At 50.8% G+C, this 19,721-nt stretch carries 22 protein-coding genes; 13 read left to right on the top strand and 9 right to left on the bottom strand.

All coding sequences use genetic code 11. The features are described from left to right. Window positions 1-438 precede the first annotated feature (438 nt). The 6 genes from ACAW87_RS15695 to ACAW87_RS15670 all read left to right on the top strand — a co-directional run bounded on the left by ACAW87_RS15695 (window position 439) and on the right by ACAW87_RS15670 (window position 4,017). A complete protein-coding gene (locus ACAW87_RS15695) occupies window positions 439-756 on the top strand; it encodes a nucleotidyltransferase family protein (RefSeq protein ID WP_370724511.1) in 318 nt (105 codons plus the stop codon). Further along, window positions 737-1,087 (top strand): HepT-like ribonuclease domain-containing protein, encoded by a 351-nt coding sequence (locus tag ACAW87_RS15690; protein WP_370724509.1) that lies wholly within the window; start codon window positions 737-739, stop codon window positions 1,085-1,087. Before ACAW87_RS15695 ends, ACAW87_RS15690 begins: the two co-directional genes overlap by 20 nt. Window positions 1,088-1,092: 5 nt before the next feature. Beyond that, window positions 1,093-2,025 carry a helix-turn-helix transcriptional regulator gene (locus ACAW87_RS15685; protein WP_370724507.1) on the top strand — a complete coding sequence of 311 codons (933 nt, stop codon included), beginning with the start codon at window positions 1,093-1,095 and terminating at the stop codon, window positions 2,023-2,025. A 21-nt stretch (window positions 2,026-2,046) separates the two neighbouring features. Beyond that, on the top strand, window positions 2,047-2,487 hold the full coding sequence (locus tag ACAW87_RS15680) for a hypothetical protein (protein WP_370724505.1): 441 nt from the start codon (window positions 2,047-2,049) through the stop codon (window positions 2,485-2,487). Window positions 2,488-2,668: 181 nt separating this feature from the next. Then, a complete protein-coding gene (locus tag ACAW87_RS15675) occupies window positions 2,669-3,322 on the top strand; it encodes a hypothetical protein (RefSeq protein WP_370724504.1) in 654 nt (217 codons plus the stop codon). Window positions 3,323-3,480: 158 nt separating this feature from the next. Beyond that, window positions 3,481-4,017 carry a DUF2059 domain-containing protein gene (locus ACAW87_RS15670; RefSeq protein ID WP_370724502.1) on the top strand — a complete coding sequence of 179 codons (537 nt, stop codon included), beginning with the start codon at window positions 3,481-3,483 and terminating at the stop codon, window positions 4,015-4,017. 29 nt (window positions 4,018-4,046) lie between these two features. On the opposite strand, the gene ACAW87_RS15665 is transcribed toward ACAW87_RS15670, so the two are convergent. After that, window positions 4,047-4,406 carry a hypothetical protein gene (locus ACAW87_RS15665; RefSeq protein WP_370724501.1) on the bottom strand — a complete coding sequence of 120 codons (360 nt, stop codon included), beginning with the start codon at window positions 4,404-4,406 and terminating at the stop codon, window positions 4,047-4,049. Window positions 4,407-4,746: 340 nt separating this feature from the next. Between ACAW87_RS15665 and leuC the strand changes: the two genes are divergently transcribed. From leuC to ACAW87_RS15640, 5 genes are all read left to right on the top strand, one after another. Next, window positions 4,747-6,147: a 3-isopropylmalate dehydratase large subunit gene (gene leuC, locus ACAW87_RS15660; RefSeq protein ID WP_370724499.1), complete on the top strand. Its 1,401-nt coding sequence runs from the start codon at window positions 4,747-4,749 to the stop codon at window positions 6,145-6,147. Between the two features lie 133 nt (window positions 6,148-6,280). Then, a complete protein-coding gene (leuD, locus tag ACAW87_RS15655) occupies window positions 6,281-6,877 on the top strand; it encodes a 3-isopropylmalate dehydratase small subunit (protein WP_370724497.1) in 597 nt (198 codons plus the stop codon). Between the two features lie 137 nt (window positions 6,878-7,014). Continuing rightward, a complete protein-coding gene (locus ACAW87_RS15650) occupies window positions 7,015-8,535 on the top strand; it encodes a hydroxymethylglutaryl-CoA lyase-like TIM-barrel protein (protein ID WP_370724495.1) in 1,521 nt (506 codons plus the stop codon). 154 nt (window positions 8,536-8,689) lie between these two features. After that, complete coding sequence (gene leuB / locus ACAW87_RS15645; protein WP_370724494.1) at window positions 8,690-9,766, top strand: 3-isopropylmalate dehydrogenase; 1,077 nt, start codon at window positions 8,690-8,692, stop codon at window positions 9,764-9,766. A 285-nt stretch (window positions 9,767-10,051) separates the two neighbouring features. Continuing rightward, window positions 10,052-11,191, top strand: a complete 1,140-nt coding sequence (locus tag ACAW87_RS15640; protein WP_370724492.1) for a 2-isopropylmalate synthase — start codon at window positions 10,052-10,054, stop codon at window positions 11,189-11,191. A gap of 49 nt (window positions 11,192-11,240) precedes the next feature. On the opposite strand, the gene ACAW87_RS15635 is transcribed toward ACAW87_RS15640, so the two are convergent. Further along, window positions 11,241-11,621 (bottom strand): hypothetical protein, encoded by a 381-nt coding sequence (locus ACAW87_RS15635; protein ID WP_370724490.1) that lies wholly within the window; start codon window positions 11,619-11,621, stop codon window positions 11,241-11,243. Window positions 11,622-11,634: 13 nt separating this feature from the next. Continuing rightward, complete coding sequence (locus ACAW87_RS15630) at window positions 11,635-12,042, bottom strand: hypothetical protein (protein WP_370724488.1); 408 nt, start codon at window positions 12,040-12,042, stop codon at window positions 11,635-11,637. Window positions 12,043-12,138: 96 nt separating this feature from the next. Between ACAW87_RS15630 and ACAW87_RS15625 the strand changes: the two genes are divergently transcribed. Continuing rightward, the gene (locus tag ACAW87_RS15625) at window positions 12,139-12,312 is read left to right on the top strand and encodes a hypothetical protein (RefSeq protein ID WP_441656228.1); all 174 of its coding nucleotides are present in this window, start codon (window positions 12,139-12,141) and stop codon (window positions 12,310-12,312) included. A 61-nt stretch (window positions 12,313-12,373) separates the two neighbouring features. On the opposite strand, the gene ACAW87_RS15620 is transcribed toward ACAW87_RS15625, so the two are convergent. The 3 genes from ACAW87_RS15620 to ACAW87_RS15610 form a co-directional block, all read right to left on the bottom strand. Further along, window positions 12,374-12,859 carry a hypothetical protein gene (locus ACAW87_RS15620; protein ID WP_370724487.1) on the bottom strand — a complete coding sequence of 162 codons (486 nt, stop codon included), beginning with the start codon at window positions 12,857-12,859 and terminating at the stop codon, window positions 12,374-12,376. Window positions 12,860-12,867: 8 nt separating this feature from the next. After that, window positions 12,868-13,299 (bottom strand): hypothetical protein, encoded by a 432-nt coding sequence (locus tag ACAW87_RS15615; protein WP_370724485.1) that lies wholly within the window; start codon window positions 13,297-13,299, stop codon window positions 12,868-12,870. A gap of 66 nt (window positions 13,300-13,365) precedes the next feature. After that, window positions 13,366-13,521, bottom strand: a complete 156-nt coding sequence (locus ACAW87_RS15610; RefSeq protein WP_370724483.1) for a hypothetical protein — start codon at window positions 13,519-13,521, stop codon at window positions 13,366-13,368. Window positions 13,522-13,776: 255 nt separating this feature from the next. Here ACAW87_RS15610 and ACAW87_RS15605 point away from each other — a divergent pair, with 255 nt between their 5' ends. Then, window positions 13,777-14,364 (top strand): hypothetical protein, encoded by a 588-nt coding sequence (locus tag ACAW87_RS15605; RefSeq protein WP_370724482.1) that lies wholly within the window; start codon window positions 13,777-13,779, stop codon window positions 14,362-14,364. Here the strand turns inward: ACAW87_RS15605 and ACAW87_RS15600 are convergent. The 3 genes from ACAW87_RS15600 to ACAW87_RS15590 form a co-directional block, all read right to left on the bottom strand. Next, entirely contained in the window at window positions 14,348-15,532 is a 1,185-nt protein-coding gene (locus tag ACAW87_RS15600; RefSeq protein ID WP_370724480.1) for a Wadjet anti-phage system protein JetD domain-containing protein, read from the bottom strand. The genes ACAW87_RS15605 and ACAW87_RS15600 overlap by 17 nt on opposite strands. A 121-nt stretch (window positions 15,533-15,653) precedes the next feature. Then, window positions 15,654-19,121, bottom strand: a complete 3,468-nt coding sequence (locus ACAW87_RS15595; RefSeq protein WP_370724478.1) for an ATP-binding protein — start codon at window positions 19,119-19,121, stop codon at window positions 15,654-15,656. Then, the gene (locus ACAW87_RS15590) at window positions 19,118-19,708 is read right to left on the bottom strand and encodes a DUF4194 domain-containing protein (RefSeq protein WP_370724476.1); all 591 of its coding nucleotides are present in this window, start codon (window positions 19,706-19,708) and stop codon (window positions 19,118-19,120) included. Before ACAW87_RS15590 ends, ACAW87_RS15595 begins: the two co-directional genes overlap by 4 nt. Window positions 19,709-19,721 lie beyond the last annotated feature (13 nt).

The following is a 19,721-nucleotide window of genomic DNA, read 5'->3' as shown; positions in this document are numbered from 1 at the left end:
ACCGCTGGAAATCAATTCCACTACTTCTGGCTTGTATCGGCTTTATTGCTAAAGGCATAGATAGTATAAGTAGAGGAGGTGATAGATTTGGCTGGGCTTTAGCCCTATTTTTTGGTCTTGCTCTGATTGTCCAGACGATCGTGTTTTTTGCCCGGTTTCCCCGCTTAAACTTGTCGGATGCTGGTTTTAAGATCAATTCGTTAACCAACTCGTATTTTATACCCTGGTCTGATGTTGAGGAATTTGGCGTAGGGCGTAGTTTATTGACTAAGCGAGTTTCATTCAAATTCCAGTCAGAAATACCAACTCACAAAAAACGTAGAGCCTTAAACAGATCTATAAGCAAGGGGTGGGACGGCCTTTTACCAAGCACGTTTTGCTTAACTCACAGTCAGTTAGCTGACCTACTGAATAGCTATCTTGCGAAACGAGACACTCATGATAACTGCCGTTCAAAATAAAGAGCAAGCCTTCGAGCGCATTCAGTCGCATCAATCGGCGTTGAAGCAGTTTGGCGCGGCCCGGCTGGGACTATTTGGGTCGTTTGTGCGCGGAGAACAAACGGATACGAGTGACATTGACTTTGTGGTGGAGTTTCAGGAAGGCAAAAAGACATTCCGTAATTTCATCAATATGGTTTACTATCTGGAGAAAGTGATGGGGCGGGAAGTAGAGTTACTTACGTGGGAGGGCATGGCCTCGTTTGTAAAACAGGTGGCCGAAAAAGAAATAGACTATGCGCCCATCAACTACTGAATTCCTCCAGCATATTCAAAGTGAATTAGCGTACATTCTGAAATACTCAGAAGGAGTTACGTATGAGGAGTTTGTGGACCACCCCTTTCTATCTAAGGCATTCATCAGAAGCTTTGAGATCATAGGTGAAGCTTGCAAAAACGTTCCTGATGAGATACGGTATACTCATCTTGAGTTCGACTGGCAGGGATTTGCTGGTATGTGGGACAAACTTATCCATCATTATTGGGGTATCGATTATTTCCTGATGTGGGACGCGATACAGAAAGAAACAGCGCCGAATAAGGAATGGATTGATGTCATTATTGAGCAAGAATCAGGCAAGCTTTAACCGACATGCTACGCGTTCCCTCATCGATACAGCCCCATCAATTTCAGTCGCTGACTATTCAACGACCTGACTCGGATGGGTCTGATGCGGCACGGTCCGATGATTCGGAGATGACGTTTGTAGCGTATCGGAGTGATGTGTATCCCGAGCGGAACGAGATTTTCTTTGAGGAACATGCTGTGGTTGTGGTGCTGGAAGGGGAGAAGAAATTCAGCTCACCTACGCAGGAGCTACATGTCAGGAAAGGCGACATTCTGTTCTTTCAGCGGGGTTGCTACTCCATGAACGAATCCATCGACGTGAATTACCGGAGCCTGGTGTTTTTTGTGAATGAGCGGCTGCTGAAAGAGTTTGTTAGTCAGCATCTTAGCTTGTTTCAACGCGCTCAGACAGGTTTTGAACCATTGCCTGAAGCAGCGATTCTGTCGTTTGCTTCGTCAGGTACGTCTATTCCAGGTACGTTCACCAACTTCATTCAGTCGCTGCTGCCCTATTTCGGGTCGCGCACGCCGTACCTCAACGAACTACTTCGACTCAAATTCCAGGAGCTGCTTCTTCATCTGTTCGAACTCGACACAACGGGACAGCTTCGCACCATTCTCTGGCACCTGTATCAGGGACAAAAAACTGATCTCGATTATCTGATGAGCACGTACCTGCTCAAACCCCTGTCTATGGGTGAACTGGCGCGAATTTCGGGCCGAAGCCTGTCTGCTTTTAAACGCGATTTTGAGGAGCATTTTCATACGTCACCCGGCCACTGGATTCGCCGTAAACGCCTCGAACACGCCCATTTTCTGCTCCGTAACACCGACAAGAACGTCTCGGAGGTAAGCATGGAGATTGGCTACGAAAGCGTGTCGCACTTTATCAAGGCATATAAACAACAATATGGGTCTACACCGAAGCGGGCTGTTGTCGGCGTTAAGGTCGAGTAGCGCCCTGTCATCCTACGGTTCATGAAGCAGTATCTCAGCCACCTTTTGAGCTTGTTCATGCTGGTTTCCTGTACGTCAAAAAAACCAGAAGTCCCTCCTTCCATATCAGGCGTGTATACTGGCACGGCCCAATTTGTCACCCTGTTTGATGGACAAACAACCACTCAGGTAGTAAACGGCACGCTTACCGTTAATTCAGTCGAGGCAACTAAGCTGTCGATTACCCAGACTATTCCTGACCATATCGTTGCCTATGAAGCCGACCTCACCAGCGATATTGCCTTCACGCTGGTTAAGTCAATACAGAAAATTGAGGTGAATGGGGTTACGTACGAAGGCGTATTACGGGGTAACGGACAATTTTCGGCGGATAAACGGGCACTAACCCTAAACACCGCAATTGATCTGGTCATTGGCGGAAAACTAGCCTCGCAAACGATGCACCTCAACGCAAAGCTGTAGAAGCGTCTACACGCCTATTGGTGAAAGTGTTATGTATATGGGTCGCACGGAAAATCGCTTACCCGAAGCCTCTTTTGGCTTCTAAACAAAAATTCAATTTTACGCCGAAGTGAGCTCTGGTTGCGGCCTAAGAGTAAAGTTTGCAGGAATGCGCTGTTTATAGTTGTCAAAGCTATTACGTATGTACCGAAAGCAGCTTGTTTTACTTGGAATACTCTTTTCAATAACTCTCTTTCTTGTAGCTGCCTGGCACTATCCAGGTGGCTCACAGGCAGATAGCCACTCTATTGGCTACAACTGGAAAACGAATTACATCAGTAACCTTTTTGGTGAGAAGGCGGTGAACGGATCGGCTAACGCGGCTCGTGGTTGGGCGCTTGGCGCTATGGTTTTCCTGGCGTTGAGTTTCGCCCATTTCTTCGTCGATTTCGCCGGGAAAATACCGGCGAAGGGAGCGGCCAACGTCATTAGGTATGTCGGCGTCACGAGCATGTTGTTCACCAGCCTGATTGCAAGTCCGCTACACGATCTGATGATCACGATAGCAAGCACCTTATTTCTGATTAGCTTCTTTTACATCACCGTTTTCATCATTAAGTCAAGGCTGCACCTGCTCAAATTTCTGTGTGTCGTTTGGCTCCTTATTTTCTACGCCACCCTGTATCTGTATGGATCCGGCGATTACCGTTCTTATCTGCCAATCATGCAGAAAATTACGTTTGTCAGCACCATAGGACTTGTCATCGGGCTAACCTATTTTACTGAAAAAGAGGACTTTCAGCCAAGATTTGAAGGCAGGTCAGCTAGCATTGAGGAAGTGGAATCACGTCAGTGAAATAAACTACGCTCTGTAACTATTCGATGTGAGTGGGCTGGCTGACTATCAGCATACTAGTACGAGGTGAGCTTATTTGTAGTAGCGAGAAAAGTATACTTATCATATCGTACTGATTCGGATATTGGTTACTTTTAAGTCAAACCACATTTTCCGCAATGAAATCGCTCATTTTTACGACTGTTTTTCTTCTTGGTTTATTATTCCACACACAGGCGCAGAACGCCGAGAAACGAACCCGGATTAAGTACCTCTTTTCGCTGATGAAGCAAGACTCACTGATGCTCAAACAGATGGACGCGTCGGTGAATATGATGCGAAACATGACAAAGATGGGATCGGGAATGGCAAAGCAAATGGGCGTAGACAGCGCTGCTATGCCGGTCGATTCAGCTATGCTTAAGAGGCAGGATGAGTTTATTCAGAAGATGATCAGTGTATCGAAAAGCAACACCTTGAAACTGATCAACGAAGATATGGTGGAGGTCTACGATCGGTATTTCACAGCCGCCGAGATCGAGGCTTTCTGTACATTCTACCAATCACCAGCTGGTAAAAAATTGATCGATAAAACGCCTACAATCTCGCAGGAGATCATGACGCAATCCATGACGAAGTATCAACCAGAAATCATGAAACTGGTAAAAGCGTATATGGATGAAGAGAAGCGGATAATAGATAGTAAGTACAAATAGTGACGTTGATAGTTAGCGGCCGTACTCGCCTAGTTCAACGACAAAATTGACTTATCTAACCCACTAATTGCCAGTGGTTCTAGCTGGGGCCATGCCTCCTTACGGGCTATGCAGACTGTTACCAGGGGTATTGTGCGGTTGTTGCCTTTGGGGTGCGGAATCTGTCGTACGGCGGGTGGAGACACCACTACATAGTGGCCCGAATAATCGGAATTAACAAGTGAGGTCACCTTAAATTCAGCGCCATAACTATAGTCACCACCAAGGGCCGATTCCTTGTCTGCCCAGATGTCGGGCTTTATATGAATGGCCTCTTTAGGGTCTAAGCTAGTATAGCAGACAAAGCGTAGAAGTACCTCCGGCTTAAGTAGGCGAGCATTGTTGTCCATTCGTTACTTGTTGTTTATTGGGCAAACAAGATAGGCAAGAATTTAATACAAGTAAAATATATTATTGGATTTTATAATACAAATTAGATATACTGTTTGCGATATGTCAGCCATACAGTACCTAATAGGCAGTGCCGGTATAAGTCGTTATCGTATAATCCATTGTTGTCGTAAAATTGTGATCCATTAGTACACACCTTACGCTTAGACACGTTATGCAGTTTTACACTCATTGCTGCCTTTTGAACTAAAATCGCTATTTACTGGACGGATGGCGTGATGCGTAGTTCTTGGCGACCTGCCACTTTTGCAGGTACGTATTAAGTTCTCCGCTACAGTTATGAGTACCCCAAAAACACTATTTGATAAAGTATGGGATGCGCATGTCATCCGGCACATCGAAGATGGTCCCGACGTGTTTTTTATCGACCGCCATTTCATCCACGAAGTAACCAGTCCGGTGGCGTTTCTGGGCCTTGAAGGCCGTAACGCGCCGGTTCTGTATTCGGAACGTACCTACGCTACGGCCGACCACAACACGCCCACCATCAATCAGCACCTGCCGGTCGCTGATCCGCTGTCGGCCAACCAATTGGATGCGCTGGAGCGGAATAGTGCAAAATACCATATCTCACACTGGGGTCTGGGCAACCCGAAAAACGGGATTGTACACGTGGTAGGTCCCGAAAATGGCATAACCCTGCCCGGCATGACCATCGTTTGCGGCGACTCACATACCTCAACTCACGGCGCGTTTGGTGCCATTGCGTTCGGTATCGGTACGTCGGAAGTAGAGATGGTTTTGGCTACGCAGTGTATCATGCAGCCCAAGCCCAAAAAAATGCGGATTTCGGTGAACGGTACGCTGGGTAAAGGCGTGTTGCCGAAAGACGTGGCTCTGTACATTATTGCCCAGATTTCGGCGAGTGGTGCCACCGGCTATTTCGTTGAGTATGCTGGCGACGTGTTCCGCAACATGAGCATGGAAGGCCGCATGACGGTCTGCAACATGAGCATCGAGATGGGCGCGCGCGGTGGCATGATTGCCCCCGACGCTACCACGCTAACGTACCTGAACGGTCGTGATCTGGCTCCGAAAGGCGAGGCCTGGGATAAGCTGGTTCCGTACTGGGAATCGCTGAAGACCGACGAAGGCGCTACGTTTGATAACGACCTAACTTTCAACGCCGCCGATATTGAGCCGCAGATCACCTACGGTACAAACCCCGGTATGGGCACGGGCGTAACCAAACAGATTCCATTAGCCGCCGATCAGCAGGACGGCGATGCCAGCTACCAGAAATCACTGGCTTACATGGGCTTCGCCGAAAACGAATCCATGATTGGCAAACCCATCGACTTTGTGTTCCTGGGAAGCTGCACCAACGGCCGTATCGAAGATTTCCGGGCGTTTGCCTCGATCGTGAAAGGCCGCAAAAAAGCCGATAACGTAACCGCCTGGCTGGTTCCGGGTTCGCACATCGTGGAGGCGCAGATCAAACAGGAAGGCATTCTGGATATTTTGACCGAAGCGGGTTTTGCCCTTCGTCAGCCTGGCTGCTCGGCTTGTCTCGCCATGAACGACGATAAGGTTCCCGCCGGTAAATACGCCGTATCGACCTCTAACCGCAACTTCGAAGGCCGTCAGGGCCCCGGCGCCCGCACGCTGCTCGCCAGTCCCCTGGTAGCCGCCGCCGCCGCCGTGACAGGCGTAGTAACTGATCCAAGAGAATTTATTTAAACGTCATTATGCTGCGCTGTCATTAGTGGTCATTGATTGTCATTCGTTGTAAAAAACAATAAATGACTACCTAGTGACCACAAATGACTACTTAATGACAGCGCAGCATAATGACAACAAATGACATTTCCCCATGGCTTACGATAAATTTACCATACTCCGTAGCAGTGCCGTTCCGATGCCGATCGAGAACGTGGATACGGATCAGATTATTCCCGCCCGTTTCCTGAAAGCTACTGAGCGTAAAGGATTTGGCGACAACCTCTTCCGCGACTGGCGGTACAACAACGACAATACGCCCAAAGCCGATTTCGTCCTTAACAACCCAACCTACTCGGGAAAAATCCTGGTGGGTGGCAAGAACTTCGGTAGCGGATCGAGCCGGGAGCACGCTGCCTGGGCTATTTACGATTACGGTTTCCGTTGCGTAGTATCAAGCTTTTTTGCTGACATTTTCAAAGGTAACGCCCTGAATATCGGCATTTTACCGGTGCAGGTGAGCCCTGAATTTCTGGAGAAAATCTTCACTGCTATTGACGCCGATGCAAACACGGAACTGGAAGTGAATCTGCCCGCGCAGACCATCACCATTCTGGCCACCGGCGAGAGTGAATCCTTTGCCATCAACAGCTACAAGAAAGATAACCTCACCAACGGCTACGACGACATCGACTACCTGCTGTCGATGAAACCTGAAATCGAAGCCTTCGCCGAAACAAGGCCATTTTAAAGGCCCTCACCCCCAGCCCCTCTCCCACGTTGGGAGAGGGGAGTCGCTTTAGCGTAGCTCTGCTGATTAGCGAAGCTGCTGTAGAGTAGCTCCCCTCTCCCAACGTGGGAGAGGGGTTGGGGGTGAGGGTATTCCCCATGAAACGTCGCTACATTGAAGTTATGGATACGACGCTCCGCGATGGTGAACAAACCAGCGGTGTGTCGTTTTCAGCGTCCGAAAAACTGGCGCTGGCGCAGTTGCTCCTCACCGAGGTCAAGGTAGACCGGGTTGAGGTGGCATCGGCGCGGGTGTCGGCGGGTGAACTGGAGGCCGTGAAGCAGATAACCCGCTGGGCTACCGGAGCCGGTTTACTCGAGAAAGTGGAGGTGCTTACGTTCGTAGACGGACAGGCCTCACTCGACTGGATGAAGGCATCGGGCGCGAAGGTGATGAACCTGTTGACCAAAGGCTCACTCAACCACCTGACCCACCAGCTCAAAAAAACGCCCGACTGCCATTTTGCCGATATTCAGCAAGTGATCGCTGATGCACAGGCACTTGGCATTCAGGTAAACGTGTATCTGGAAGACTGGAGTAACGGCATGCGCAACTCGCCCGAGTACGTATTGCAATACCTGGATTTCATTCAGAGTCAGCCCATTCGCCGCGTGTTGCTACCCGATACGCTGGGTGTGATGACGCCCGCCGAGAGCTACACGTTTGTGCATCAGCTGGTGACCCGGTACCCCACGCTCCACTTCGATTTCCACGCGCATAACGACTATGACCTTGGCGTTGCCAACGTGATGGAGGCCATTCGGGCGGGGGCGCACGGTATTCACCTGACCGTTAATGGGCTGGGCGAACGGGCGGGCAACGCGCCACTAGCAAGCACGTTGGCGGTTATCCGTGATTTCATGCCGCAGGTGCGTATGGGCGTCGTTGAGAAGTCGCTGTATCAGGTCAGCAAGATTGTCGAAACGTTTTCGGGGCTTCGTATCCCGGACAACAAGCCTGTTGTTGGCGATAATGTCTTCACGCAAACCGCCGGTATTCATGCCGACGGCGATAAAAAGAACAACCTGTATTTCAACGCGTTACTGCCAGAGCGCTTTGGTCGAAAACGGAGCTACGCGCTGGGTAAAATGTCGGGTAAAGCCAATATTGAGAACAACCTGCGCGAACTCGGTATTCAACTGTCGGAAGACGATCTGAAGAAAGTAACGCAGCGCGTGATCGAGTTGGGCGACCAGAAAGAGACCGTCACACGGGAAGATTTGCCCTACGTCATCGCCGACGTGTTGAACACCAGCGCTATTGCCTCGCGGGTGGAGGTGCTGAATTACGTGCTGACCCACTCCAAGGATTTGAAGCCATCGGCCACGCTTCGGGTACGTATCGACGACGAGCAATTTGAAGAGAACGCACAAGGCGACGGGCAATACGACGCCTTCATGAATGCGCTGAAGATCATCTACAGTCGTAAGAAAATGGTGCTGCCCATGCTCACTGACTATGCCGTACGGATTCCAACCGGCGGCCGAACCGATGCCCTGTGTGAAACGATCATCACCTGGAAATCGGCAACCAACGAATTTAAAACCCGGGGCCTCGACTCTGACCAAACCGTGTCAGCCATCAAGGCAACCCAAAAAATGTTGAATACTTTAGAATGAACATGGTACGCGGATTTAGAGGATTTAAAATGATTGACACAGATTTTTAGGTTTAAATGGATTTGCTCTGCTTTAGGCGAGAGAATCCGCCTAAATCTAAAAATCTGTGTCAATCATTTTAAATCCCTTAAATCCGCGTACTATCACTTTACACATGTCAAAAAAACACATTCTTGTTGTGCCAGGTGATGGCATTGGGGCCGAAGTGACTACTGTCGGCAAGCAGGTATTAGAGGCGATCGCCAAGAGGTTCAACCACGAATTCACCTACGACGAAGCCCTGATTGGCCACGTAGCGATCGAAGCCACCGGCCTTCCACTGCCCGCCGAAACGCTGACCAAAATGCGCGCGGCCGATGCCGTTCTGTTTGGCGCGGTAGGTCACCCTAAATACGACAACGACCCGTCGGCTAAGGTACGTCCCGAGCAGGGGCTGTTGCAGATGCGTAAGGAACTGGGCCTGTATGCCAACCTGCGCCCCATCAAACTGTTCGATGAACTGCTGGAAGCGTCGAGCATCAAGCCGGAGATTCTGCGCGGTGCCGATATTCTGTTCTTCCGCGAACTGACCGGCGACGTGTATTTCGGCGAAAAAAAGCGCTCGGATGACCGCAACACGGCTTCTGATCTGATGGTATACCAGCGTTACGAAGTAGAACGCATTGCCGTGAAAGCCTACGAAGCCGCCCGCACCCGTCGCGGTAAACTGATGAGCGTCGACAAAGCGAACGTGTTGGAAAGCAGCCGACTATGGCGTGAAGTGGTGCAGGAAGTAGCCCTTCGCTATCCGGATGTGGAGACAGAGCATCAGTTCGTCGACTCGGCGGCGATGTTGCTTATCAAAGATCCAACCCGGTTCGATGTGGTCGTAACGGGTAACCTCTTCGGCGATATCCTGACCGACGAAGCCTCGCAAATCGCCGGTTCGATGGGTATGCTTGCCTCCGCATCGGTGGGCGATAGCACAGGTGTATACGAGCCAATCCACGGTTCAGCGCACGACATTACAGGTATGGGCGTAGCGAATCCGCTGGCGTCGGTGCTGTCGGTGGCATTGTTGCTCGACATTTCATTTGGCATGAAGGCCGAATCAGAAGCCGTTATTGCCGCCGTGGATGCCGTGCTGAAAGATGGCTACCGCACCCGCGACATCGCCAATGCCGACACCGCCGCCGACAAACTACTAAGCACCTTCGCCATGGGTGAGCAGGTGCTGTCGCATTTGGTGTAGGTTAAGAATACTACTGTGCTGGTCAAGATTTGAAACTGTGCTGGTCAAGATTTCAAATCTTGACCCTATTAACCGCGCGTTTGTAACGCGCATCAGGCGTAAGCAATTACTGCCTGACGCGGTACAAACGCACTTTTAGCAGGGTCGACATTGCAAATGTCGACCAGCGTAGTGGCCCAAAAATTCTTTCTGTTTATCAGTGTAAGAATCAAAATCTGGTTATTTTTGTAGTGAAATAACGCATATAGCGAAATTTCGCTACAAACTTTCCGCCTGATTTTGACCATGAGCAACCGGATTTACATCTTCGATACTACCCTTCGCGACGGCGAACAAGTGCCTGGCTGTCAGCTAACTACCGACGAAAAAGTACAGGTAGCTGTTCAACTGGAGCTACTGGGTGTTGACGTAATTGAAGCTGGATTCCCCGTATCGAGCCCCGGCGATTTTCGGTCGGTGGTTGAGATTTCGAAAGCCGTGACCAACCCAACCGTTTGCGCCTTGTCGCGGGCCGTTGTTGGCGATATCGATGCCGCTGGTGAGGCGCTTAAATATGCCAAACGTGGGCGTATCCATACGGGTATTGGAGCGTCTGACATTCACATACGGAACAAATTCAGCAGTACCCGCGAAGCCATTCTGGAACAGGCGGTAAAGGCCGTTAAACACGCCCGTGGGTACGTCGATGATGTAGAATTCTACGCCGAAGACGCTGGCCGGGCCGATCTGGATTTCCTCTGCCGCCTCACCGAAGCTGTTATCAACGCTGGTGCAACGGTCGTCAATATTCCCGATACCACCGGCTATTGCTTACCGACTGAGTACGGCGACAAGATCAAGTACATCTACAACAACGTACCCAACGTCGATAAAGCCACGATCTCGATTCACTGCCACAACGATCTGGGCCTGGCCACGGCTAACTCGCTGGCCGGCATCATGGGCGGGGCACGGCAAATCGAATGTACCATCAACGGCATCGGCGAACGGGCGGGTAACACCTCGCTCGAAGAAGTGGTGATGGCCATGAAAGTGCATAAAGAGCTTGGCTTCGAAACCGGTATTGACACTACGCGTCTATATCCGGTGAGCCAACTGGTATCGGGCCTGATGCGGATGCCGGTACAGGCCAACAAAGCCATCGTAGGCCGCAACGCCTTCGCCCACTCATCGGGCATTCACCAGGACGGTCACCTGAAGCACACGGAAAACTACGAGATCATGAACCCGCTCGACGTGGGCGTCGATAAGTCGCTGATCATCCTGACCGCCCGTTCAGGTCGCCACGCGCTCCGTCACCGCCTCGAGTTGCTGGGCTATCGCTATGACAAACCCACCCTCGACACCATCTACACCCGCTTCCTCGACATGGCCGATATCCGTAAAGAGGTCAACGATAAAGATTTGATGGAGCTAGTCCGCTAGCACACAAAACATGCCCCGCTACAACAGCGGGGCTTTTTTTTTTAAAGCCTTATTTCAAAGCAATCGTTGCTTTCTGGGCCAAAAGAGCAGGCATGATATCATCGTCCTCATCCATACCCCATATATAGGCATGGGCTGGGTTGTCAAAACCGTGTTCAGCTAACGTACAGGGATCATAGAATGTAGAGAGGCCAATAGTTGATACACTTTCAGCAGAAATAGAAGCTAGAGCAAACTTACTTAGATCACGAACAGAGCGTTCCGGCGTGGTCAGGCTAGCGGCATCAACAGATAACCTACCCTCATCTTTAGGCCTTAGCTTGAAATTACGCGACGTAGGTCGACCGTCTGGGTCAACGTACTTATGCCAGGGCGTACGGTAGATACTTCGATACAAATCTTCATTATCAATGACGGGGGTATTATTCATCGAGTCGATAAGACTACTGGTTCAGCCACAGTAGCGTTTTATGCAGTGAATCGGGGGTCAGTAGCCCTTGCTGTGGGACTTCGTTCGGGCTAATACAAACAAACTTGCGGCGATCTCCGGGATAAATCAGTAGCTCAACCGATTTGGCTCCGTTTCTCAGGTTAAGCATAATCTCACCCGTTGGCCCAGGTGTAGTATGGTAAATAGGCTGCTCTGCTACCGTGAGTAGTAGTGCTATATCGAAGGCCGCCAACACGGTCTGATGCGTAGGAGCAACCGCTCCATCGTCATCCCAATTATCCGAGAGCTGCTTATAAGCGGCAATGCCAATCAGTTTCAGGCGGTTATGGGCAAGTACATCCGTTGCCGTTTCTGAACGTACCGGGGCAATCTCCTGCACAAAATCAACTAGATCGTACATACGGGCAAGAATTAATCTGTTTAATCCACAACGTAAAAAACGCCACTAATGATTGCAAGATAGAGATTGATGCGTTTAAACGTGAAGCAGTAGGCGGTGAAGCCAAAGCTGACGGCCCGCTCAGGTCGTCAGCTTTGGCTTCACCGCCTCGAGCTGCTGGGCTACCGTTACGACAAACCCACCCTCGACACCATCTACACCCGCTTCCTCGACATGGCCGACATCCGTAAAGAGGTCAACGACAAAGATTTGATGGAGCTAGTCCGCTGATCACAAAAAATGCCCCGCCGATAAAGTGGGGCATTTTCGTGTGCTGATTGCGACCGTATCGTTAAATGACTGTCACATGCTTTAAGGCACTTTGTTTCAATTCAAGGCAACGCAGCGAAACGCGTTTTAGCTTGACCTTATACTCTGTCTCAATAAATTCAATTAGAGCGTCCAGATTACGGACAGCACGGGCAAAGTGCTTGTCGTAGGTAAAATGAACTGTTGTGGCCTTGTTGCTTCGGTCTTCATTACACAAGTAGCGAGCACGACGGGCCAAGCCCTGCAATTTGTCATAAGCCAGGTAATTTGACTCAGATAGCTTTGTAACAGATAGTTGATTGAAAGGGTTGATTGCCTCGTCTACCTGTTGATGAGAGCGAAAACTAAGACCTGATTTCTGGGCTAGATGAGCGTTAATTAAGTGGACGCCAACGTAAAATGCGGCGGTCACTTGCCAATCCCAAAACGAACCGGCTAGTTGATTCGATTGCTCCAGAAAGGTCAGATTTCGGTTCGCCTGAGCAATGTGTTCCTGAAAACTCGCCACAGAACTGCCTACTTAATAATAGATTGATAATGAGATGGAATAGACAGGCAGTCGCTTTTCTCGACAATCGTTGACGATAGGTAAAACCCAAATTGGCTGTATTGCGCGTTGATTTTGGCCTGAGCCAACCGAAGCTGATCCTCCATTGGCTCGTCGTCATCCTCAATCTCAGCCCACACCAAGACACTGGCGTCTGAGAAGTCCATAGCCAATTGATGTGGCTCGATATGCCGTTGCTTCAATTCCTCGACATAGTCCAGAATCAATCGGCTCAGAAAATACTGCGAGCTCTGGGTACGTGATGTGAGTGCAAGATCTGCCGCGTTGGCAGTAGCCATGCGCTGGTAAAACCCCTGTTTTTCGGTAGTAGCTGTATTGGTCTCAAGCGACATGCGATCTACCCGGAGGTGGTTCATGAAACTATCGAACCAAGCTCTCATCTGGTCATTCAGTTGATGGTCAGTTGCTTGGGCGAAAGGGGTCATAGAAAGAATAGCTTGCAGCGTTTACAGGGCAAAAGTAATACCAGTTTCGGTTTTACCGGTTTTCTTTAATAAACGGGTGTCGCTATAACAGCTTAATGAGCTAGGTTGTTGCTTCTCAAAAGTAGACAAACCAGCGACGACGAAAAAGCTTCCTAATTGATTGAGCGGCTCGGACATACTTGAAAAAGTGGCTTTATTGCCTGTGCTTTTCGCAAAAGCTCCTGAATACCAAACTTGTTAAATAGCGCCGACACATCATACTCCAACCATGCAGACTTACGAAGTTTTTGATAAAGTACTCACCTGTATCGATTTTGTATCAAAAAATACCGATAAAGTAAAAAAATATCACTAAAAAATTCGGTTGAAACCGTTTTTGGGAAAGAATATTACCGTATATATTTTTTACTTGAAGATGAAATGGGTTACGCTATGAATTTCGATCCGTGGAGCTATCAGTTTGTGAGCTTTTATAAGATTCAACATAAAGAAGAAGAAGTAGCAACGCACTATGACTGGATCTCGACGTTGTTGCAACATGCCTTACGTGGCAAGGAAATTCCCATCGAAATCCCCTATTTTGAAACGGAATCTATGCGGGAATATAAGATTCGTGAAGATATTGAGCGGCCTATACGAGAACAAGCCCACAAAGAGTGGTTAGAGAAAGCGACGTTCCCGGCGGCCGATGGTGATTATATTCTAACTGAGAATTATGGTGTCCAACAGCTAATTCTTGTGAATGGTAACAAAGATATTTCTTATAATACTTATTCTGGGTTTGAACTTAAAAATGACTTAAAGCCTGGCAAACGGCGCACTCGCCTGATTTGGGAAACACAAGTTCAGCTTGTATTTACTAAACAGCAATTAGCAGAAATAAAAAACGCGCATAAACACGTAAAAAATAAGGAAGATCTTATTAAAATACTGATTTTAGATAATAATAGCTTGCCCTTGAAATATAGAAAGCCAGCCGAAGAAGTTAAAATTAAACGGCGAGTCAAACGTACTGTATAGCATAAGATTTTACCCACGCCTCATCCAGCCGTTCCTGTTCGATGCGCCAGTTGTTTTCTTTCAGCAGGAAAAACAGTGCCCGCTCCTCATCTGTCAGGTGTGGTAAGTCGGCTGCGCGCGTGGGTTCGCCGGGGGTTATTAGCTGGGCGTGGTGGTCGAAGGTGGGTTGATCCATCAGGAGGGATTGAGTGTGGGGGAAGTAGCCCCGGCACTGATTCAGGATCTGGAAACCGTGCGCGTCGAGGTCGCCCCAATAGCGGATGGGTAGCTGTTGCAGCGTAGGTACGTTGGCGAGGCAGTCGATATTAAAACCACCACCCGACCAGATGGCCAGCGCATTGGGTTGAGGAGGTAAGGTCAGGAAATTCAGCAGGTTTTCGCAGATGAAGATCTGTGGACCATTGTTCACCTGTACGGTTTGCAGGTACGTGTCGAAAGCCGAGAGCGGTAGTCCGAAATCGGGTTGCTGACCGGCTAGCCGTAGCATCTCATCTAACGCCCGGACGCGAATCAGCGGTTCGGGCACTAACAGACCGATACGCCGCCGCCAGTCGGTGTGTTCGCGTTGCCGGAGGTCGGGTTTGGCGGTTGTCAGCAAGTCGAGTAACAGGCTGCTGCGATCTTCGATGAACTTTGTGTGTACAGGTAGCGGCAACTGACGGACATAATAGCGGTCAGGTACGTAGTCGTCGATGAAAAAACGGCAGATAGCCAGCCAATGGGGCCAGTCGTTGGCGTTGTCGAGCAGGCGGAGCGGCCAGGTACGTACCCAGGGGATGAGTTCAGGTACGTGTCGGCTAGTCTGATCGGCAAGGGCCACAAAACGGGTATATGCCTCGGTCTGACCAATCAGGGCCAGGCAATCGGCCAGCGTGTCGATGCTGATGCCAGTAATGTAGGCGTTTGAGCCAACCTGACGGCTGTTCAGTACGGTCCACTCCAGCGAATAGCCATAGCCCAGCATTGTCTTCGATTGCTGCCGCAGGGCTTCCTGTTCACGGGCGATGGCCGCATAGCGAATGAGCCGGTCGGCGGCGCGGTCGAGGCCAATCTGCGAAATCGCTTTCGGGAAGAACGTGACAACCGCTCCGTCGAGGGTGGCGCGGAGTAACGAGCCGTTGGTCCACCAGCGGGTGGCTTTGCGGCGAACATCGTCGGGGGAAATCATTTTTTTGAGTTTACTATTTTGAGTTTACCGTTTGGATTCTTCTGTTGCGCTGATACTCAGCAAGATTTTGAGATAGCAGCGAAACAGAGGACTGATGACACAAGCCTGAGGACATAAAAGATCATTTTTCTGCCAGAATTTGTCGGGCGGCTTTGGCTTCCTGGTAGGCACCGATGCTGAAGTTGCGGACTTTCGAGGTTTCGTCGGCGGTTTTCGAGACGTAATGTACGTGCTGCACGAAGCGTTCGATGGTGCCGATTTTTTCGCCCGGCGTCACAATCAACAGTTGGAGGTTCATCTTGCCGAACAATTCCAGCCCGTAGCGCGTACTCTCTTTCGACCCCCGCCCAAAGGCCTCGTCGATTACCACCAGCCGGAACGTGCGCGGTGATCCTTCCCAAGTAATGTTGTACTGGTACGAAATGGCCGACGCCAGAATGGTATAAGCCAGCTTCTCTTTCTGCCCGCCCGATTTCCCCGACGAATCGCTGTAATACTCGCGTTCGGACTGGTCGGCGCGGAACCGTTCGCTGGCCCCGAAAACGTACCACTGCCGCACATCGGTCACTTTGTCGCGCCATTGCCGGTCAATGGGGTCCTGGCTCATCAGGCGGTCAAGAATCAGCTTGACATCGGCGTATTTTCGTTCGGTATACAGTTCCGTATCAGCGTTTGCGGTGCTCAGGCAGTTGCGCAGATCGTTTCTGAAGGTCTGTAAATCGCTGGTCGTGACCGGTTCAGGCACCAACTGAATATAGGTGTCGTGGGGTGTATCGTACGTAATGTCGGCCAGGCGTTCGTTGATCTTTTCAATCTTGTCACTGACGTCTTTTTCTTGCCGGCTAAGGCGCATTTGCAATTCGGCAATGCTGTTGATGGTGCCTTCTTTTAACTCTTGCCGGAATCGTGCCTGATGCCGGGGCAGGTCGTCGTCGGTGAGTTGGCGGTGCAGTTCTTCGTAATCGCGGGCGGCCGAGGGGGAAACGCTCGCTTCAAAATCGCGGCTATCATTCGGGAATTCACCGTTGAACTGCTGCATCTTCCGTGCAACATCTTGCCCGGTCGTATTCTTCTTTGCATTCAGCGCGTCGAGGTCACCGCCCTTGCCCGTCAGTTGGTCGCGCAGGTCCGTTTCTTTGCGTTCGATGTTGCTTACGTTCAGGTCGCCGCTGCCGAGGCGTTGCCGGATCGTTTCGCGGTGTGCGTCGGACACCTGATTGGTTGGAATAACGAGGTCGTTGAGCCGTTGCAGCCAGAATGGAAGCTGCTGCATTACCGCGTCAGCATCGTTTGAACTGTCGTAGAATGAATCCAGTAACTCGCTGTCGTCGGCAAATAGACCGAGGGTATCGAGGGCCGAAAACAGTTTCTCGGTCATGGCGCAGGTGCGTTCCTTCAGGCCACCCACTTTTTCTGATTGTGTTTGTAAAGCTGCCTTTTTCTCTCTTACTGTCAGAACCGCCGTATCAGTCGCCTTTTTCAGCCGGTCTACCTCTTCCGACTGGTTGGCAATCTCGTCGCGTTCTTCTTCCAGCTTATTGATGTCGATACTCGAACGTAGCCAGTCGAGTGCCGAAAATTGCCGAATCCCGCGTAGTTTTTCAATGGCTGCTTGTTGGCCCTGCACTCGTTTCTGAGCGGTTTTCTGTTCGCTAAACTGTTTGTTGAACTGACCAAACTGCTCGTCGGCCTGAGTAAGCTGTTTCTCTAGTTCGTTGATTTTTTGTTGGTTATTCCAGCCTAGAATATAATTGCGGCGGTCGGTGAGGTTGCGGCGGTCGTCTTTTTCGTTGCGCATCCGCCCCGAACGTACCTGACCATTTCGGCTCAGGGCGTAGGGCGTGCGGCGGAATTCATCGAGCGTATCGCAGCAAACCAGGTTATGGTCAGCACGGAGTTGCCCGTCGATCCAGTCGTAAAAAGGCGTGTCTTCTTTTATCTCGACTTTATGCACCAGCGATTTGGGCGAAACATGGTCGCGGGTACGTTGGTCGTGGCTGAGGGCGCGGTAATACACCACTCGTTCGCCCAACGTGAGGTGCTCCATCGCGTCGACAACGCGGCTATAGTTGTCGTCGGTCACGAGCAGGCTCAGCCCCAGGCCGCGCAGACGGCGTTCAATGGCCCCTTCCCAGGCGGCTTCGGTAGGTTTTACCTGCACCAGTTCACCTACAAACGGCAGGTCGGTTTCGGCCAGGTCAGCAGCGTTGGCAATGCGCCGACGAATGGTCAGCCAATGGTCGGATATCTGCGTTTTACGCTGTTTGAGCGACCTGATCTCGGTGCTAAGTGCAGTACGTTCATCAGCTATATCACCAAGCTTTTTTTGTAGAATAAACAGCTGTTTATCAACAGTTTGTAGCTCAGTAGAAAGTTGTTGCTGGAGTTTGTCGAGTTGCTTTTTTGTTTCGGCGAATTCGTCGGTGCCCAGCGTGCCCGATAAGCCAAGTAATTCGCAGTTTTCGCGGTAGGCTTTGGCCGTAGCCTGCCGCTCTGCCATCTGCTTTTGCAACTCGCCAATCTCTCGATTGATGCGCTCCAGCCGTTGCCCCGATTCCGATTGCCGGGCATCGTTCCTCAGGTCGTTCAACCGCTGTTGCCAGCTATCCACTTCCTTATCGAGGTCGTCGCGGCGGGCCGTTTCGAGTTCATACGTTGTTTGGGCCTCCGCCAGGGCAGCACGGTATAATTGGGCTTTATGATAGGCAAAATAAGGCGGCAGCGCGTCAACCAACTGATTCAGGTCGGCAATGTCGGCTTCGTGTTGCCGGTAGTCGGTCAGACGCGTCATAATGGGGTCGAGCAGGCTCAACTGGCGTTTGGCGCGTTGTACGGCGTCGTGGGCAGCGTTAAGTTCCTCGAACCGCCGCACTACCGTGTCGATGGTCTGTTCAATGTCGGTTTTGGCCAGCATCTGCGCCCGCACAAAGTCGGTCAGGTTGGCCACCTGCTTCATCGAAATGGTTTGGTAGAAGAGGTCGAGGGCTTCTTCAGTGCGAATACCCAGCAGTTTCCGAAATTGGGTAGTGTACTCCTCAAAACTATCGAAAAGGACGTTTTTCCCTTCCCGAAGCCGTTTTTTCAGGTCTCTGATCGTGGCGAAATCCGAAAAATGCTGCGGAATGCTCAGAGCCTGCTCGGCCACCACGAAGAATTTTTCGACCGAATCCGTACTGCCCGACACCCACAGCACCTGCGCCAGCGACACGGTTTGCCCGGTGTTCTCGTTCTGAAAGACGGCCAGTAATACCGAATGCGTAGTGGCCGGGTCGCGGAGATACACGGCCTTGCTCTTGTGCGACGTTTCCAGCTTTTCGCCCTTAAACGCCCCCAGCACATACGATTTCAGGTTGCGTTCGCGGTGCCCGGCGCCAGCGGCTTTGTTGTAGGTGATTTTGCTGTGCGGCACCAGTAAGGTCGTCAGCGCATCGATCAGCGTAGACTTCCCCGCCCCAATGTCGCCGGTCACCAGCGCATTGTCGCCATCGGGCCTGATCGACCACACTTTTTTGTGGAACGTACCCCAGTTCAGCACATCGAGGTGGGCGAGGCGGAAACCGGCTTTCTGGTAGTTATTGGGTGTGGTCATTGGTCGGGTTGTTTGAAATAGACGAGGGCGTGTTGCCGCAGTTTTTCTTCGAATTCGGCGATAAATTCCAGATCGACAAACGAGTTCAATAGTCGCCGGACTTCATAGTCATCGGTGTCGGCTCCCAGTTTTCGGAGTAGCCCGTAGCGTTCCAGCGTATTGATGGCCTCGTCGGCGCGGTCGCGGAGTTTGGCTTCGTCGGTTTGACCCGCATTCAGGAAGTTGCTCAGTTGATCGAGCATATCGGTTCGGTTTACGCGCAACAGGTTCTCGCTCGAGGTACGTTGGTGCTCGATAAGTTGCTTTCGGAGCAAAACAGCCAGCAGCGTTGTCGGGTAATTGAGTGGCCGTTTCTCGATCAGTGTGGGCAACTGCTCGCGGATTTCATCGTCTACCTCCATCTCTGTCAGGCGGGCGTATCCTTCGGCTTCGTCGAGCAATAAATCGCCACCCCACTCGGCTACGTGTTTGCGCACTTCATGCTGATGTTTCAGCAAGAGCCGCCACAACTTGTCTTGTTGCTGAAAGAGTGGCCCTTTATACAAGGCCCCCAGCACCTGCGCTTTTTCAATTCGTGCGGCATCCATAAGAAACGGTCGG

Source organism: Fibrella aquatica (assembly GCF_041321135.1).
Lineage (GTDB): Bacteria > Bacteroidota > Bacteroidia > Cytophagales > Spirosomataceae > Fibrella > Fibrella aquatica.
This window is presented reverse-complemented; position numbering and strand designations above follow the sequence as displayed.